Origin of the sequence: Actinomadura sp. 9N215, from assembly GCF_044326345.1 — a bacterium.
Lineage (GTDB): Bacteria > Actinomycetota > Actinomycetes > Streptosporangiales > Streptosporangiaceae > Spirillospora.
Genome location: NZ_JBIRBA010000006.1, coordinates 291,624 through 307,661 on the forward strand (window position 1 = coordinate 291,624; position 16,038 = coordinate 307,661).

A 16,038-nucleotide genomic window follows, 5' to 3' on the forward strand; every position below is an offset into this window, starting at 1 on the left:
GGCCGCCCGTTCACTCATGCTCTTTGGCGAGGCGGACGACCGCCTCGATGACCTCGGCGAGGCTCAGCTCCGTCGAGTCGATCTCGTGCGCGTCGCCCGCCCTGGCCAGCGGCGACGCCTTCCGGGTGGAGTCGAGCCGGTCGCGGCGCGCCTGCTCGGCCCTGGTGACCGTCACCGACGCGCCCGGGTCGGCCGCGAGGTCCTTCGCGCGGCGCGCCGCCCGGGTCTCCTCGCTGGCGGTCAGGTACACCTTGACGGGCGCGTCCGGCGCGACGACCGTGCCGATGTCGCGGCCCTCCACCACGATCCCGCCGGACCCGATGATCTCGCGCTGCAGCTCCACCATCCGGGTGCGGACCGCCGGGACGGAGCTGACCGCGCTGACCGCGTTCGTCACGTCGCGGGTGCGGATCGGGGCGGACACGTCCGTCCCGTCCACCGTGATCGTCGGCCCGTCCGGGTCGGTGCCGGACGCGATGACCGGCTCCGCCGCGCGGGCCTCGACGGCGCCCGCGTCTTCGACCGGCACGCCCTTCTCCAGCATCCACCACGTCATGGCGCGGTACATGGCGCCCGTGTCCAGGTAGCGGAGCCCGAGCGCGCGGGCCACGCCCTTGGACGCGCTGGACTTGCCCGACCCGGAGGGTCCGTCCATGGCGATGACGAGCGGCACGATCGATCCCTCTCTAGTCCGTCGGGCGCGCTGTCTCCCCCCGCGCGAGCCCCGGCGAACCAGGCTACCGGCCTCGCGGCACCGTCACGTCCCGCCGGCCCCGGAGTTCCCGCCGCTCCCGGCCGGGGACGGGACGGACCAGCCCCGCGCCCGCAGCTCCGCCGCCAGCCGCTCGGCGGCCTCCGGCACCACCGCGATCTCCAGCACGCCCAGCGGACGTCCCGGCGAGTGCTCGATCGTCACGTCCTCGATGTTGACCTGCGCGATCCCCGCCGCCTGGAAGATCATCGCGAGCTCACCCGGACGGTCCGGGATGACCACCTGGACGATCGCGTACGCCGACTGGTCGCCGCCGTGCTTGCCGGGGATGCGGGACCGGCCCGCGTTCCCGCGCAGCAGCAGGTCGGCCACGTGCGCGGCGGCCTCCTCGCTGCCGTCGCGCAGCAGCGACGCCGCCACCGCCAGGTCGGTCGCGACGGCCTCCAGCACGTCGGCGACGGGCTGCGAGTTCGCCGACAGGATCCCGATCCACAGCCGCGGGTCGCTCGCCGCGATCCGGGTGACGTCCCGGACGCCCTGCCCGGACAGGCCGAGCGCGACGTCGTCCGCGCCGGTCAGCCGGGCGGCGACCGCGGCCGACACCACGTGCGGGCCGTGCGAGACGAGCGCGACCGCCCGGTCGTGCTCGGCGGCGTCCACCTCGACGGGCATCGCGCCGCACGCCTTCGCCAGCCCCCGGACGACCTCCACCGTCTCCCGCGTCGCCTGCGGCGGCGCGGCACAGCGCCCACGGACGGCCGAGGAAGAGATCGGCGCGCGCCGCGCTCGGCCCCGACCGCTCGCTGCCCGCCAGCGGATGCCCCGCCACGAACGTCGTCAGGTCGCAGCCCAGCTCCGCCGCCTGCGCCAGCGGCAGCGCCTTCACGCTCGCCACATCGGTGTACGCGGTGGCGAGGCCGCGTTTCTGCGCGTCCAGCAGCGTCACGGCCACGGCCGTCGGCGGCACCGCGAGCACCGCCAGGTCGGCGGGCTCGTCCCGCGCGCCGTCCGGGAGCGCCGCGCCGGCGCCGAGCTCGACCGCCAGCCGCAGCGCGGCCGCGTCCCGGTCGGTCAGCAGCACCTCGGCGCCGTGCTCCCGCATGGCCAGGGCGATCGACGTCCCGATCAGGCCCGTCCCGACGACGACGATCCGCCGCGCCACCACGTCCTCACTCACGCCCGACACCCTACTGCGCCCTTCAAACGCCTCGCTCCGCTCGGGCGCTACTGCGCCCTGCACATGCCTCGCTCCGCTCGGGCGCTACTGCGCGATGTCCAGGCGGAGGGCCGTCGCGCCGCGGAGGTAGACGTGCTGGACGTCCGCGCGGGGACGGTCCGTCTCGACGTGCGCCATCAGCCGGATCACCCGGGGCAGCGCACCGGGCACGCCGATCTCCGTCGCGCACAGCAGCGGCACCTCGTGGAAGCCGAGCTTGCGGGCGGCGAGCGCCGGGAACTCCGCCGTCAGGTCGGGCGTCACCGTGAAGATGACGCTGATCACGTCGTCGGTGGTCAGCTCGTTGCGGGCCATCACCGCGGCGACGAGCTCCGCCGTCGCCGCCAGCATCTGCTCCCGGTCGTCGGCGTCGATCTGCGTCGCCCCGCGGACCGCGCGTACCGCCACAGCCTGATCCCTCCTCGGCCTCGGATGGCCCCCGGGCCTACAGCCCGACGGCCTTGTACAAGTCGCCGATCTCGTGCACGGTCAGAGCCCGCATCCCGCCCGGCTTCAGCTGCCCCAGCTTGATCGGACCGAACTCTATGCGCGCCAGCTGCTGGACGGGGAACCCGACCTCCTTCAGCAGCCGCCTCACGATGTGCTTGCGCCCCTCATGCAGGGTGATCTCGACCAGGACGCGCCTCCCGACCTGGTCGAAGATCTTGAACTTGTCGGCCTTGGCGGGCCCGTCGTCCAGCGTCACGCCCGCCCGCAGCCGCTTCCCGAGGTCCCGCGGGATCGGGCCGTGGATCTCCGCCAGGTACGTCTTCGCGACGCCGAAGGACGGGTGCGTGAGGCGGTGCGACAGCTCCCCGTCGTTCGTCAGCAGGATCAGGCCCTCGGTGTCGGTGTCGAGGCGGCCGACGTGGAACAGCCGCTCCGGCACCTCCACGTAGTCGGCGAGGGACTTGCGGCCCCGCTCGTCCGACATCGTGGACACCACCCCGCGCGGCTTGTTGATCGCGTAGTAGCGCATCTCGGCGCGGGTCTCGACGCGCTTGCCGTCCACATGGATGACGGCGCGCCGCGGGTCGACGCGCTCGCCGAACCGGAAGACCCGCTTCCCGTCGACGGTGACGCGGCCCTCGCCGATCAGTTCCTCGCAGTGGCGGCGGCTGCCGATCCCGGCCTCGGCCAGGACCTTCTGCAGCCGCACGCCCTCGTTCTCGCTCACGTGTCCTCAACTATCAACGATGTCGTCAGGCAGGTCGTCGGGCAGGTAGGGGGCGAGCTCCGGGAGCTCGTCGAGGTCGCGGAGCCCGAGCCGCTCCAGGAAGTACCCGGTGGTGCGGTACAGGTGCGCCTGCGACTCGGGGTCCTGCCCGGCGTCCTCGATCAGGCCGCGCAGCGTCAGCGTCCGCATGACGCCGTCGCTGTTGACGCCCCGGATCGCCGACACGCGGGCCCGGCTCACCGGCTGCCGGTACGCGACGACGGCGAGCGTCTCCAGCGCGGCCTGCGTGAGGCGCGCCTGCTGCCCGTCGGTGACGAACCGCTCCACGACTGGGGCGCACACGTCCCGGGTGTAGAACCGCCAGCCGCCCGCGACCTCCCTGAGATCGAACCCGCGGCCCTGCTCGGTGTATTCCGCGGCCAGCCCGCGCAGCGTCTCCGCGACCTCGCCGCGGGGACGCTCCAGCAGCTGCGCGAGGGTCAGCTCGGTGACGGGCTCGTCCACCACCAGCAGGATCGCCTCGATCGAGGCGCGCAACCCCGGAAGGTCCGGAAGTTCAGGCTGCTCCGGCTGCTCTGATTGCTCCGGCTGCTCCGGCTGCTCCGGCGCGTCCGCGCCGGATTCCTCAGTCATCGTCTCCCTCGTCCTTCTGGTCCTTCGCGTTTGCGTCCTTCGCGTTCTCGTCCTTCGAGGGGGCGCCCTCGTAGTCGTCGCCGACCTCCACGTCGCCCTCGTCGGCGCCGATCCACGCGACGCGCAGCTCGGCGAGCGGCTCGTCCTGCTCGAACGTGACGTTCTGGTCGCGGTACAGCTCCAGCAGCGCCAGGAACCGCGCGACGACCTCGTAGGTGCCCTCGGCGTCGGACGCGAGGACGCGGAACGTCGTCCGGCGGAGCCGGCGGAGCCGTGCCACGACGATCGCGGCCTGCTCCTTGACGCTGGCCTTGGGCTGGTAGATGTGCTCGACGGACACCGAAGGCGGCTCCTTCGGCGTGAGCGCCTTGGCGGCCAGCCGGGCGAACTCGTCGGGTCCGAGGCCGAGCAGCACCTCGGGCAGCACGTTCGCGAACCGCGGCTCCATCGGCACGATGCGCGGGAAGCGCCGGGCCGCGTCGGCGATCCGCGCGGCGATCACCCGCGCGACCTCCTTGTAGGCGCGGTACTGCAGGAGCCGCGCGAACAGCAGGTCACGGGCCTCCAGCAGGGCCAGGTCGTCCTCGTCGTCGACCTCGCCGGACGGCAGCAGCCGCGCGGCCTTGAGGTCGAGGAGGGTCGCGGCGACCAGCAGGAAGTGGCTGGCCTGGTCGAGGTCCCAGTCCTGGCCGTGGGCGTGGATGTGCGCGATGAAGTCGTCGGTGACCTTGTGCAGCGACACCTCGGTGATGTCGAGCTTGTGCTTGGAGATCAGCCCGAGCAGGAGGTCGAACGGGCCGTCGAAGTTGTCCAGGTGGACGTGGAAGCCGTGCTCCTCCTCGGCCCCCTGCTCCTGCCCCGGCCCGAGCGCGGGCGCGGGGCCGGTTGGCTCGGGGTCGGGCGACGTCTCGTCCACGTCGCTCACGGTAGCGGAGGACGTCTCCTGCACTGTGCTCACCGGCCACATCGTCCCACGCGCGGCGTGTGCTCGCACCACGGCCGGTCACGAGCGGTGACGGCGCGGCGCGTCCGGCGTCAGGGCCCGGCGCCCGGGGCGTGCGGGCGTTCGGCTACTCGCCGGTCAGCCGCTTGACGATGCCCTCCACATACGACCGGGTGAACGTCTGCTGGGGACCATTGATCTCCACTTTCCCGCCGCTGATGGGCGCGACCACCTGCGCGGGCGACGACACCAGCGCGCCGCCGACGAGCATGCCCATGTACCCGGCCGGGAGCTGGTTCTGGAACGCCTGCGCGGCCTTGCCGGTCAGGGTGGCGAAGCCGGTGGCGTCCCCGGAGGTCAGCGTGATCCCGACGCTCCAGGCCGTGCGGCCCTTCGCGGGGTCGGGCGCCATGGCCCTGACCTCTTCGAGGCGGCGCACGGTCAGCGCGTCCGGCCCGAAGGTGTAGCAGGAGGACCCGTCGGGCGACTGCAGGGCGCCGCCGGAGCAGGGCGGCCGCGACTCCTGCGCGACCAGCTGGAACGTCAGCGGCTGGCGCAGGTCGACGGGCCCGGACGAGACGGGCCCGGACGTCTCGTCGTCCGGCAGCACCAGGATGGCGACGGCCGCCACGGCGAGCATGACGGCGACCACGGCGGCGGCCGCCAGCACGACGAGGAGGACCGGTCCCCTCCCTCGCGCCGGCGGCGACGCGGGCACCGGCTGGTACGGCGGCACCGCCCCATACGGAGGCATCCCTTGCGGAGCCGGCGGCGCATACGAGGACGGCACCCCTTGCGGCGGCGCATACGAAGGCGTCGCCTCCTGCGGCTGCGGCTCTTGCGGAGGCGGCGCTCCTTGCGGCGGCGCCTCCTGAACCTGCGCTTCCTGAACCTGCGCGTCTTGCGAGGGTGGCGGCTCCTGCTGCGGTTCTGACGGCTGCGGCTCTGGCGGGGAGCCCGGGGGCTGGCTCACGATGTGTCCGTTCGTCAGGGGCGGCCGTGCGGGCGGCGGCGCAGGCTCAGGCCACGTTCGCCCACCTGACGAGCACCTCCCGCGCCAGGCCCCGGTAGGCGTTCGCGCCCATCGAGTTCGGGTCGAAGAAGGTGATCGGCTCCCCGGCGACGGTCGCGTCCGGGAACCGGACCGTACGGTTGATGACGGTGTGGAAGACCTTCTCGCCGAACGCCTCGACGATGCGGCCGAGGACCTCCCTGGTGTGCAGGGTCCGCGAGTCGTACATGGTGCCGAGGACGCCGTCGATGACGAGGTCCGGGTTGATCCGGCCCTGCACCTTCTCGATGGTCTCCATCAGCAGCGCCACGCCGCGCATCGCGAAGTACTCGCACTCCAGCGGGATCAGCACGCCCTCGCTTGCGGCCAGCGCGTTGATGGTGAGCAGGCCGAGCGACGGCTGGCAGTCGATGAGGATGTAGTCGTAGTGCTCGACGGCCGACTTCAGCGCGCCCTGCAGGATGTACTCGCGGCCGACCTCGTGGACGAGCTGGACCTCGGCGCCGGACAGGTCGATGTTGCTCGGCAGCAGCTCCATCCCGTCGACGCCGGTCTCGATGACGATGTCCTCCCACTCGGTGTCGCGTTCGAGCAGCATGTTGTGGACCGTCACGTCGAGCTGGCGCGGGTCGCCCTTGCCGAGGCCGACGGAGAGCGCCCCCTGCGGGTCGAAGTCGACGAGCAGGATGCGGCGGCCGAACTCGGCGAGCGCGGCCCCCAGGTTGATGGTCGTGGTGGTCTTGCCGACGCCGCCCTTCTGGTTGCAGACGGCGACGATCCGTGCGGGCCCGTGCTGGTCCAGCGCCTCCGGTTCGGGAAACACCGGCACGGGTCTTTGAGTGGGCCCGAGGGCCCGGCTCGGATCGGTCTCGATGGTGGCGGAGGAAAGGACTCCTTCCGCACCTTTAGTGCTGGTCACCAGATCCCTCCCCGGCGGCCCGGAAATGCCATCCAGAACGGGGACTCTAGGGCCGTCCCTCCCCGGTCTCAAGCCGACGCGCGCCGATCGTCGCGATTTGTCAGCTCAGGGCGCGCTGGTTGTCAGCCTCCCGACGCGTGCTCGTCGGCTCCGCGGAACGTGGAGCGTCAGCCTCCCGGCGCCTGCCCGTCGGGCGTGCGGGACGCCGGAGGTCAGCTGCGGGCGCGCGGATGCGAGGTGGCGTAGACCTCGCGCAGCAGCTGGACGGTCACCAGCGTGTAGACCTGCGTCGTCGTCACGGAGGCGTGCCCCAGCAGTTCCTGGACGACGCGGACGTCGGCTCCGCCGTCCAGCAGGTGGGTGGCGAACGAGTGCCGCAGCGTGTGCGGGGACACCTCCGACAGGTGCGCCCGGTCGGCGGCGGCGCGCAGCACCATCCACGCGCCCTGCCGCGACAGCCGCCCGCCGCGCGCGTTGAGGAACAGCGCCGGGCCGCCCCGTCCGGCCGCCGCCAGTTCGGGACGGGCCCGCACCAGGTAGGCGTTCACGGCCTCGCGGGCGTAGTCGCCGATCGGGACGACGCGGGCCTTCCCGCCCTTGCCGGCGACGCGGGCGAAGCCGTCCCGCAGGTCGAGGTCGTCGACGTCCAGGCCGACGGCCTCGGAGATCCGCGCGCCCGAGCCGTACAGCAGCTCGAGCAGCGCCCGGTCGCGCAGGCCGCGGGCCGTGCCGGGGTCGCCGGGCACGGACGCCGCGGCGAGGAGGCGTTCGACCTCGCCCAGGGAGATGGCTTTGGGCAGCCGACGCGGCGGAGTCGGCGGTTTGACCTCGGTGGCGGGGTCGCGGGCGGCGAGGCCCTCGCGCAGCGCGAACCGGTGCAGCCCGCGGACGGCGACGAGCGCCCGCGCCGCCGAACCGGCCGACAGCGGCGGATGGTCGCCGTCGCCCTCCCGGAGCGTCACCAGGAACGCGCGGACGTCGTCCTCGGTGATGTCGCCGATGGCCGCGCGGCCCCGTCCGTCCTGGATCTGCACGTAGCGGCGCAGGTCACGGCGGTAGGAGCTGAGCGTGTTGGCGGCCAGGCCCCGCTCGACGGCCAGATGCCCCAGGTAGGTGCGCACGGCGGAGCCGAGCGCGGAGGCCGGGCCGGGAGCGGAACCGGAAGCGGCGCCGGGACCGCCGGGACCGGCTTCGGGCGCAGGGGGCCGCGTCGCGCTCCGGGGGGTCGGGGACGGGGACAGTGCGGCACCTCTTCCGGCCATGGGCTCCGGGGACCCGCCCATCATGCCCCCTCCGGCCGTCGAAAGGGGACCTCAGTCCTCCGGCGCGTCGGCGGGGCGCAGGCCCGCGAACCCGGACGCGCGCGCCGCGTGCACCGCGAGGACGCCCATGCAGGCGATCGCGTTGTGCACCTCGCCTGCCAGCACCTTGCGGACGGCGTCGTCCAGCGGCACCCACACGACCGGCATGTCGGCCTCCTCGTGGACGCGCTCGAAGTCGATCTGGTCGGCGGGCACCTCGGTGAGGCCGCGGGCCAGGAAGATCCGGACGCGCTCGTCCGTCATGCCGGGCGAGGTGAACACGTCGAGAAGGGTGTCCCAGCGGTCGGCGCGGTATCCGGCCTCCTCCAGCAGCTCCCGTTCGGCGAGCTTGTGCAGCGGCTCGCCGTCCACGTCCCGGAGCCCGGCGGGCGCCTCCCACAGCAGCCGCGACACGGGATGCCGGTACTGCCGCAGCAGCAGCACCCGGTCGCGGTCGTCGAGGGCGAGGACGCCGACGGACCCGATGTGCGCGATCACGTCCCGGCCGACGATCTCGGTGCCGTCGCCGCGCGGCATCTGGACCCTGTCCTGCCGGACGCTGAACACCTTTCCCTGGAAGACCGTGGACTCCTCCACGACCGTCCAGCGTTCGGGCCGGTCGCGGACGTCGTCGGGCGTCACGGCGCCGTCACCTTCCCCGCGTCTCCGGTGCCCGCGCCGCCGGTGCCCGCGCCGCCGGTCCGTGCGGCGCCGGTGCCCGCGCGGGCCTCGGCGTAGTCGAGCGCGGCGGAGACGAGACCGGTGAACAGCGGGTGCGGGCGCGTCGGACGGGACCTGAACTCCGGGTGCGCCTGCGTCCCGACGAAGAACGGGTGCTGGTCGCGCGGCAGCTCGACGTACTCGACGAGGCGGCCGTCCGGCGACAGGCCGGAGAACCGCAGCCCGGCCTTCTCCAGCCGGTCGCGGTAGGCGTTGTTCACCTCGTACCGGTGCCGGTGCCGCTCGGACACCTTCGCCTCCCCGTACAGATCCCGCACGACGGACCCGTCCGCGAGGTCGGCCGGGTACAGGCCGAGCCGCATCGTGCCGCCCATGTCCCGCTCCCCGGCGACGACGTCGACCTGCTCGGCCATCGTCGCGACGACGGGGTCGGCGGTGGTCGCGTCGAACTCGGCGCTGCCCGCGTCGCCGAGCCCGCCGAGCGTCCGCGCCGCCTCGATGACCATGCACTGCAGGCCGAGGCAGATGCCGAGCAGCGGGACCCGGTTCTCGCGGGCGTGCCGCACCGCGCCGATCTTCCCCTCGATGCCGCGGACGCCGAACCCGCCGGGGACGAGGACGCCGTCGACGCCGTCCAGCTCCCGCTTGGCGCCCTCGGGCGTCTCGCAGTCGTCGCTCTTCACCCAGCGGATGCGGACCTTGGCGTCGTTGCCGAACCCGCCGTGCCGCAGCGCCTCGGTGACCGACAGATACGCGTCGGGCAGGTCGATGTACTTGCCGACCAGCGCGATCGTGACCTCCCGCGCGGGCTTGTGGACGCGGCGCAGCAGCTCGTCCCACGCGCCCCAGTCGACGTCGCGGAACGGCAGGTCGAGGCGGCGCACCACGTAGGCGTCCAGGCCCTCGGAGTGCAGCACCTTCGGGATGTCGTAGATGCTCGCGGCGTCGACCGCCGAGACCACGGCCTCGCGGTCCACGTCGCACATCAGGCTGATCTTGTGCTTGAGCCCGTCGGTGATCGGCCGGTCGGACCGGCACACGATCGCGTCGGGCTGGATGCCGATGGAGCGCAGCGCGGCCACCGAGTGCTGCGTCGGCTTGGTCTTCAGCTCCCCGGACGGCCCGATGTACGGCAGCAGCGACACGTGCAGGAAGAAGCAGTTCTCCCGCCCGATCTCGTGCCGGATCTGCCGCACCGACTCCAGGAACGGCAGGGACTCGATGTCGCCGACCGTCCCGCCGACCTCGGTGATGACGACGTCGACCTCGGCGTCGTCGGCCGTCCCCTGCTGGGAGGACGGCCCCCCGGGCCCCCCGCCGACCGCCATCGCGCGGATCCGGTCCTTGATCTCGTTGGTGATGTGCGGGATGACCTGGACGGTGTCGCCGAGGTACTCCCCGCGCCGCTCCTTGGCGATCACGTTGGAGTACACCTGGCCGGTCGTGACGTTCGCCGACCCGTGCAGCTCGGTGTCGAGGAACCGCTCGTAGTGCCCGATGTCGAGATCGGTCTCGGCGCCGTCGTCGGTGACGAAGACCTCGCCGTGCTGGAACGGGTTCATCGTCCCGGGGTCGACGTTCAGGTACGGGTCGAGCTTCTGCATGGTGACCCGCAGGCCGCGGAGGGTGAGAAGCCGTCCCAGGCTGGACGCCGTCAGCCCCTTGCCGAGGCTGGAGGCGACGCCGCCGGTGACGAACAGATGCTTGGTAGGACGTGATCTACCAGTGGGTGCCGAAGGCAAGAAGCTGCTCCCGTGGTCGTTGCGAGGCGGACGAAGCTGCCTGTCCACGGGCCACCAGAATAACAGCCGCCGACGACTGAACCACGTTTGCCCAGGAAAACGCCCCCGAGCCCGGGCCTCTAGGGCCCGAAGGAGGAGGGCAACGCGTTGGACCCCGCCGGCATGATCGTGCGGAGCTGGCGGGTCAGCTCGTCGATCAGGGAGCGGGCCTGGTCGGCGGCGTTGCGGGCGGCGTCGCGCTCCTGGGACAGCTCGGCGATCTGCGCGCGCTGCTCGGTGACGGCCTGGGCGAGCTGGTCGACCCACTGGTCGCGCTCGGCGAGCTTCTCGGCGACGGCGTCGCGCTCGGCGGCCAGCTGGCGCATCGCCGCGACGGTCTTGTCCCGTTCCCTGCCCGCCTGGTCGGCGCGGCCGCGGGCCAGGGTCAGCTCGGACTCGGCGCGCGCCTGGGCCTGGACGGCGGCCTCGCGCGCCCGGTCGGCGGCCTCCCGCGCCTTGGCGTTGCCGTCGCGTTCCCGTTCGGCCTTCTTCGCGGCCTCCAGGGATTGCGCGGCAGTGTCGAGGGCCTGCTGGCGCTCGGCTTCGGCGGCTTCGGCCCGTCCTGCCGCCTCTTGGGCGCGGCGGTCGGCGTCCTGGGAGCGGCGGTCGGCGTCCTGGGAGCGGCGCTCGTTCTCCTGGGCGCGGCGCTCGGAGACCTCGGCGCGGCGGCGGGACTCGTCGGCCTCCTTGCCGGCGGCGACGACCGCGTGCTGGAGGTTCTGCGCGGTCATCTCGGCGTCGGTGACCTTGGCGCGCAGCGCGGACAGCTCGGCGTGCGCGGCCTCAAGGCCGCGGGACAGCTCCGAGGCCTGCTCGGCGACGCGGTCGCGTTCGGTCTCGGCGGAGCGGCGGCCGGTGACGGCGTCCTCGACGGCGCGGAGGGCGTCGTCGCGGGCCTCGCTCATCGCGTCGCGCTGCTGGATGGCCTGCCGGACGGTCGCCTCGGCCTCGGCGACGCGGCGCTCGGCCTGCTCGACCTGGGCCTGCACCTGCTCCAGCTGCGCGCGGGCCTGGTCGGCCTGCGCGCGCGCCTGGTCGGCCTGGGCGCGGCCCTGCTGGGCCTGGTTCCACGCGGCGGCCGCGTCGCGCTGCGCGTTCTCCTTCTCGGTCTGCAGCGCGGCGATCTGCGTGACGGCCTCGTTCTGGACCTCGGCGGCGCGGCGGTCGGCGTCGGCGAACTGCCGCTCCGCCTCGACGGCGCGGCGCTCGGCCTGCTCCGCCTGGCCGCGGGCCCGCTGCACCTCACCCCAGGCGGCCGCGGCGTCGCGCTGCGCGGACTCCTTCTCCGCCGTCACGGCCGCCACCTGCGCGGCCGTCTCGTTCTGCGCCTCGACGGCGCGGCGCTCGGCCTGCTCGGCCTGGCCACGCGCGCGCTGCACCTCACCCCAGGCGGCGGCCGCGTCGCGCTGCGCGGACTCCTTCTCCGCCGTCACGGCCGCGACCTGCGCGGCGATCTCGCTCTGCGCCTCGTTGACCTTGCGCTCGCCGGCGGCGAGGGCGTCGCCGATGAGGTCGGCCATCTGGCGGAGCCGCTCGACGATGTCCCACGGCTGCGCCTCGGGCTGCTCGACGTCGGGACGGCCGCCCTCGTGCCCCCGGCCGGGCTGCCGGCCCTGCGGGCCGGGCTGCGGGGGCTTGGCCATCTGGATCGGCTGCTGGGCGGCCGGCACCGGGGCCTCGGGCGCGCGGCCCGGGTCGCGTCCCATGGCGGGCCAGGGGGTCGCCGCGTCCGGGACGCCGCGGGGGCCGCCCGATCCGTTCAGCTCGCTCACTGCTCTCCCCGCCTCGCGGCTCGGAGCCACATGGACGGCATGGCCCCGCACATCGTCGTGCCCGTGTACTTCGCCCGACGGCTCGTCATCTCGCTCACGTGTCTCCTCGCCCGGCGGCGCGCGGCCGCGTTCGCGGGGGTGGGTGTGCACATCTCGTTCGCTCCGCTACCGGCCCTGAGCCTTCATCGCTTCGCTCACTGAAGGCACTCTAGCCCCGACCAGCGGAACGTTTGCCCAGTTTGGGGTTTACTTTCTGGGCCGCCGCGCGGTGTTCGCGCACGCAGGAGGCCTGGTCGGGGCCCGGACGGCCCGTCCGGCGGTGCCATGGGTCACATCCGGGGGGCCGGGTGGGACAATCGCGCTCCATGGAAACTCGCACCCTGTATCCGCCGATCGAGCCGTACGAGACCGGGCTGCTCGACGTCGGCGACGGCAATCAGATCTACTGGGAGGTCTGCGGCAATCCGGACGGCAAGCCCGCGGTGATGGTGCACGGCGGCCCCGGCGGCGGATGCGCCCCCGCGCAGCGCCGGCTGTTCGACCCTGAGGCGTACCGGATCGTCCTGTTCGACCAGCGCAACTGCGGCCGGAGCCTGCCGCACGCGAAGGACCCGGAGGTGTCGCTTGAGGCGAACACCACCTGGCACCTGGTCGACGACATGGAGCGGCTCCGCGGGCATCTCGGCGTCGAGCGGTGGCTGGTGTTCGGCGGGAGCTGGGGCAGCGCGCTGTCGCTGGCGTACGCGCAGACGCATCCGGAGCGGGTGACCGAGCTGGTGCTGCGCGGCATCTTCATGCTGCGTCCGTTCGAGCTGTACTGGTTCTACCAGGAGGGCGCGTCGCTGCTCTTCCCCGACCTGTGGGAGAAGTACGTCGAGCCGATCCCGGAGGACGAGCGGGAGGACCTCATCTCGGCGTTCGGGGAGCGGCTGCACTCCCGGGACCGGGACGTGCGGGTCGCGGCGGCGCAGGCGTGGGCGACCTGGGAGGGGTCGACGATCACGCTGCGTCCCGACCCGGAGGTGGCCGGCGGGTTCGGCGAGCCGGACTACGCGGTGGCGTTCGCCCGCATCGAGAACCACTACTTCGTCAACGAGGGTTTCTTCGAGGACGAGCAGCTGATCAGGGACGTGGAGAAGATCCGCCACATCCCGGCCGTGATCGTGCAGGGCCGCTACGACGTGTGCACGCCGGTCGCGACGGCGTGGGACCTGCACCGCGCCTGGCCGGAGGCGGACTTCCACATCGTGGACGACGCCGGGCACGCCTACTTCGAGCCCGGCATCCTGGATCGCCTGATCGAGGCGACCGACCGTTTCGCGGGGAAGCCCTGACCGGAAGGGCCGGGCGGCCCGCCGCCCAGAGCGGCCACGAACCGGACATGTCGGAACTCCTCCGGCGGCACGGCCGGAAACGCGGGCCGGGGCGGGCGGCCGCCGCCTCGCCCCGGTGGCTTTATCCGCACCGAAATGCCGTATTTCTTACTATTGAGCTACCCACCTCTTACCGTTCGGCCGGTAAACATGCCCCTTGATGGTCAGCTTCCCCGGCCTCACAGGATCCGCGCCAACGCCTTGGCCCACACCCGTCCCAGCATGCCCGCGACCGGACGACCTCGCCCGATGCGACGTGACGCCCGCCGCACCCGACGCGTTGACATGAAATCTGAGTGACTTACCTCACACAACCGATACATAAAACGCCGCACCGGCCGACGACGGAACATTAAGGTGGCGTTCAGGAAGCGTCCGGACGGCCGCGCCGCCGAAGTCGGCAGTACCTCCTGCGTATCACCGGGAAAAGCGGACATTCGCCCGCGCGGGCCCCATCGGAATTGCACCGAATTCGGCAAAGCCATTAACCCTACCCAGTGCGGTAGTGGGCTAAACATCCCGCAGATAACATTACTCTGCGATCACGGGCCGAGATTCGCTAAGTTGCCTGGACATGGCAGCGCAACCCCTGGAAACACCGACCCGACGCCCCGGCTCTAGCGAGACGAACGTGGACGTGCAACTCCAGGAGCCGAGCCTCGCCGACGGCCCGGAGCTTTGGCGGCTCGCCCGCGACTCCCGGGTCCTGGACGTCAACTCGCCTTACAGCTACACCCTTTGGTGCCGCGATTTCGCCGACACTTCGGTCGTGGCGCGCGACGCAGACGTCCTCTGCGGATTCATCACCGGATACGTCCGTCCGTCCCGGCCCGACACGTTCTTCGTGTGGCAGGTCGCCGTCGGCCCCGACCACCGCGGCCGAGGCCTGGCCCGCCGCATGCTGAACCGTCTCGCCGACCGGCTGGCCCCGCGCGGCCACCGGTTCCTTGAGGCGACGGTCACACCGGACAACACCGCTTCCACCGCGATGTTCGAAGCGTTCGCCCGGGGCCGCGGGTGCGAGGTCGCCCGCAGCCCGCTGTTCGGCGCGGAGCACTTCCCCGAGGGGGGACACGAGCCCGAGGTGCTCTTCAGGATCGGCCCGATCGCCGACGCGAACTGACCCACGCACTTCTCCCGTCCGCTCCCCCACCGACCTGCCTGGAGGCAGAAAATGGACGTCTTCGACCGCTTGGAATCGGAAGTCCGCGGCTACTGCCGAGGCTGGCCCACGGTGTTCACCACCGCGCGCGGCAGTCACATGACCGACGAGAACGGGAAGACCTACCTGGATTTCTTCGCCGGCGCGGGAACGCTCAACTACGGGCACAACAACCCGCAGCTGAAACGAAGGCTCCTGGACTATCTCGCCGGTGATGCGGTGGTGCACAGTCTCGACATGTACACCTCGGCCAAACGAGACTTCCTGGAACGATTCAACGAGTACGTCCTCCGGCCCCGGGGGCTCGACTACAAGGTGCAGTTCCCCGGCCCGGCGGGCAACAACTCGGTCGAGGCGGCGCTGAAACTCGCGCGCAAGTACACCGGCCGCGAGACCGTCGTCAGCTTCACCAATGCCTTTCACGGCATGACGCTCGGCGCGCTCGCCGTCACCGGCAATTCGATGAAGCGCACCGGCGCCGGCGTGCCGCTCGGCCACGGCGTCGCGATGCCGTACGACAACTACCTCGACGGCAGGACGCCCGACTTCCTACTCTTCGAGACGATGCTCGACGACAGCGGCAGCGGCCTGGACAAGCCCGCCGCCGTGATCGTGGAGACCGTGCAGGGCGAGGGCGGCATCAACGTCGCCACCGCCGATTGGCTGCGCGGCCTGCAGGACCTGTGCCGCCGCCACGACATCCTGCTCATCGTCGACGACGTGCAGATGGGCTGCGGCCGCACCGGGCCGTTCTTCAGCTTCGAGGAGGCCGGGATCGTCCCGGACATCGTCTGCCTGTCCAAGTCCCTCAGCGGGTACGGGCTGCCGCTCGCGATCACGCTGATGAAGCGCGAGCTGGACGTGTGGGACCCGGGCGAGCACAACGGCACCTTCCGCGGCTTCAACCCCGCGTTCGTCACCGCCGTCGCCGCGCTGGAGGACTACTGGACCGGCGACGACATGGAGAAGCAGACCCTCGCGAAGGGCCAGCAGGTCCAGGCGGCGCTGGAGTCGATGGCGCTGGCGCACGCGGGCGCCATCGACGTCGTCCGCGGCCGGGGCCTCGCCTGGGGCCTGGTGATGAACGACGCCGAGCTGGCGCCGAAGGTGTGCGCCGAGGCGTTCAGGCGCGGGCTGCTGATGGAGACCTCAGGCCCCGAGGGCGAGGTGGCCAAGCTGCTGCCGCCGCTCACCACGACCGAGGCCGAGCTGGACCGGGGCCTGGAGATCATCGCGGACTCGCTGGAGGCCGTCCGCCAGAAGGTCGCCGTCTGACCCCGGCCCCCGACGCCGCCCGACCACGCCGCCCGGCCGCCCCGCCCCCCGCGCGGGGGCCCGGCGCCGGGCACACACCTG

Annotated in this window: 15 protein-coding genes and 1 pseudogene; 4 read left to right on the forward strand and 12 right to left on the reverse strand. The window is 72.6% G+C overall.

Going from position 1 to position 16,038, the window contains the following annotated elements; all coding sequences use genetic code 11:
- Positions 1-10: 10 nt before the first annotated feature.
- The 12 genes and pseudogenes from cmk to ACH34T_RS13365 form a co-directional block, all read right to left on the reverse strand.
- Positions 11-673, reverse strand: coding sequence for a (d)CMP kinase (cmk, locus tag ACH34T_RS13310; protein WP_395992374.1), 663 nt, complete (start codon positions 671-673; stop codon positions 11-13).
- A gap of 84 nt (positions 674-757) precedes the next feature.
- Positions 758-1,814, reverse strand: a pseudogene (locus ACH34T_RS13315) (prephenate dehydrogenase).
- A 159-nt stretch (positions 1,815-1,973) separates the two neighbouring features.
- Complete coding sequence (aroH, locus tag ACH34T_RS13320) at positions 1,974-2,336, reverse strand: chorismate mutase (RefSeq protein ID WP_395992375.1); 363 nt, start codon at positions 2,334-2,336, stop codon at positions 1,974-1,976.
- A gap of 37 nt (positions 2,337-2,373) precedes the next feature.
- Positions 2,374-3,105, reverse strand: coding sequence for a pseudouridine synthase (locus tag ACH34T_RS13325; RefSeq protein ID WP_395992376.1), 732 nt, complete (start codon positions 3,103-3,105; stop codon positions 2,374-2,376).
- A gap of 6 nt (positions 3,106-3,111) precedes the next feature.
- Complete coding sequence (gene scpB / locus ACH34T_RS13330) at positions 3,112-3,738, reverse strand: SMC-Scp complex subunit ScpB (protein WP_395992377.1); 627 nt, start codon at positions 3,736-3,738, stop codon at positions 3,112-3,114.
- Complete coding sequence (locus ACH34T_RS13335; RefSeq protein WP_395992440.1) at positions 3,731-4,552, reverse strand: segregation and condensation protein A; 822 nt, start codon at positions 4,550-4,552, stop codon at positions 3,731-3,733. Before ACH34T_RS13335 ends, scpB begins: the two co-directional genes overlap by 8 nt.
- Positions 4,553-4,808: 256 nt before the next feature.
- Positions 4,809-5,435 (reverse strand): hypothetical protein, encoded by a 627-nt coding sequence (locus ACH34T_RS13340; protein ID WP_395992378.1) that lies wholly within the window; start codon positions 5,433-5,435, stop codon positions 4,809-4,811.
- A gap of 265 nt (positions 5,436-5,700) precedes the next feature.
- Positions 5,701-6,567 (reverse strand): ParA family protein, encoded by an 867-nt coding sequence (locus ACH34T_RS13345; RefSeq protein ID WP_395992441.1) that lies wholly within the window; start codon positions 6,565-6,567, stop codon positions 5,701-5,703.
- A 257-nt stretch (positions 6,568-6,824) separates the two neighbouring features.
- Positions 6,825-7,733, reverse strand: coding sequence for a site-specific tyrosine recombinase XerD (gene xerD, locus ACH34T_RS13350; RefSeq protein WP_395992379.1), 909 nt, complete (start codon positions 7,731-7,733; stop codon positions 6,825-6,827).
- A gap of 192 nt (positions 7,734-7,925) precedes the next feature.
- A complete protein-coding gene (locus ACH34T_RS13355; protein ID WP_395992380.1) occupies positions 7,926-8,555 on the reverse strand; it encodes an NUDIX domain-containing protein in 630 nt (209 codons plus the stop codon).
- Positions 8,552-10,336, reverse strand: coding sequence for a CTP synthase (locus ACH34T_RS13360; protein ID WP_395992381.1), 1,785 nt, complete (start codon positions 10,334-10,336; stop codon positions 8,552-8,554). The genes ACH34T_RS13355 and ACH34T_RS13360 overlap by 4 nt, the downstream gene beginning before the upstream one ends.
- A 119-nt stretch (positions 10,337-10,455) precedes the next feature.
- Complete coding sequence (locus tag ACH34T_RS13365; protein ID WP_395992382.1) at positions 10,456-12,147, reverse strand: hypothetical protein; 1,692 nt, start codon at positions 12,145-12,147, stop codon at positions 10,456-10,458.
- 30 nt (positions 12,148-12,177) lie between these two features.
- Between ACH34T_RS13365 and ACH34T_RS13370 the strand changes: the two genes are divergently transcribed.
- From ACH34T_RS13370 to ectB, 4 genes are all read left to right on the forward strand, one after another.
- Positions 12,178-12,348, forward strand: a complete 171-nt coding sequence (locus ACH34T_RS13370) for a hypothetical protein (RefSeq protein ID WP_395992383.1) — start codon at positions 12,178-12,180, stop codon at positions 12,346-12,348.
- A 164-nt stretch (positions 12,349-12,512) separates the two neighbouring features.
- Positions 12,513-13,481 carry a prolyl aminopeptidase gene (gene pip, locus ACH34T_RS13375; protein ID WP_395992384.1) on the forward strand — a complete coding sequence of 323 codons (969 nt, stop codon included), beginning with the start codon at positions 12,513-12,515 and terminating at the stop codon, positions 13,479-13,481.
- A 613-nt stretch (positions 13,482-14,094) separates the two neighbouring features.
- The gene (gene ectA, locus ACH34T_RS13380; protein WP_395992385.1) at positions 14,095-14,643 is read left to right on the forward strand and encodes a diaminobutyrate acetyltransferase; all 549 of its coding nucleotides are present in this window, start codon (positions 14,095-14,097) and stop codon (positions 14,641-14,643) included.
- A gap of 51 nt (positions 14,644-14,694) precedes the next feature.
- A complete protein-coding gene (gene ectB / locus ACH34T_RS13385) occupies positions 14,695-15,957 on the forward strand; it encodes a diaminobutyrate--2-oxoglutarate transaminase (protein WP_395992386.1) in 1,263 nt (420 codons plus the stop codon).
- The last annotated feature ends 81 nt before the right edge of the window (positions 15,958-16,038 follow it).

Excerpts from the sequence above, each read along its gene's own strand:
- scpB (WP_395992377.1), bottom strand. The coding sequence starts at position 3,738 with ATGACTGAGGAATCCGGCGCGGACGCGCCGGAGCAGCCGGAGCAGCCG.
- ACH34T_RS13340 (WP_395992378.1), bottom strand. The coding sequence starts at position 5,435 with ATGCCTCCGTATGGGGCGGTGCCGCCGTACCAGCCGGTGCCCGCGTCG.
- ACH34T_RS13370 (WP_395992383.1), top strand. The coding sequence starts at position 12,178 with ATGGACGGCATGGCCCCGCACATCGTCGTGCCCGTGTACTTCGCCCGA.
- pip (WP_395992384.1), top strand. The coding sequence starts at position 12,513 with ATGGAAACTCGCACCCTGTATCCGCCGATCGAGCCGTACGAGACCGGG.
- ectA (WP_395992385.1), top strand. The coding sequence starts at position 14,095 with ATGGCAGCGCAACCCCTGGAAACACCGACCCGACGCCCCGGCTCTAGC.
- ectB (WP_395992386.1), top strand. The coding sequence starts at position 14,695 with ATGGACGTCTTCGACCGCTTGGAATCGGAAGTCCGCGGCTACTGCCGA.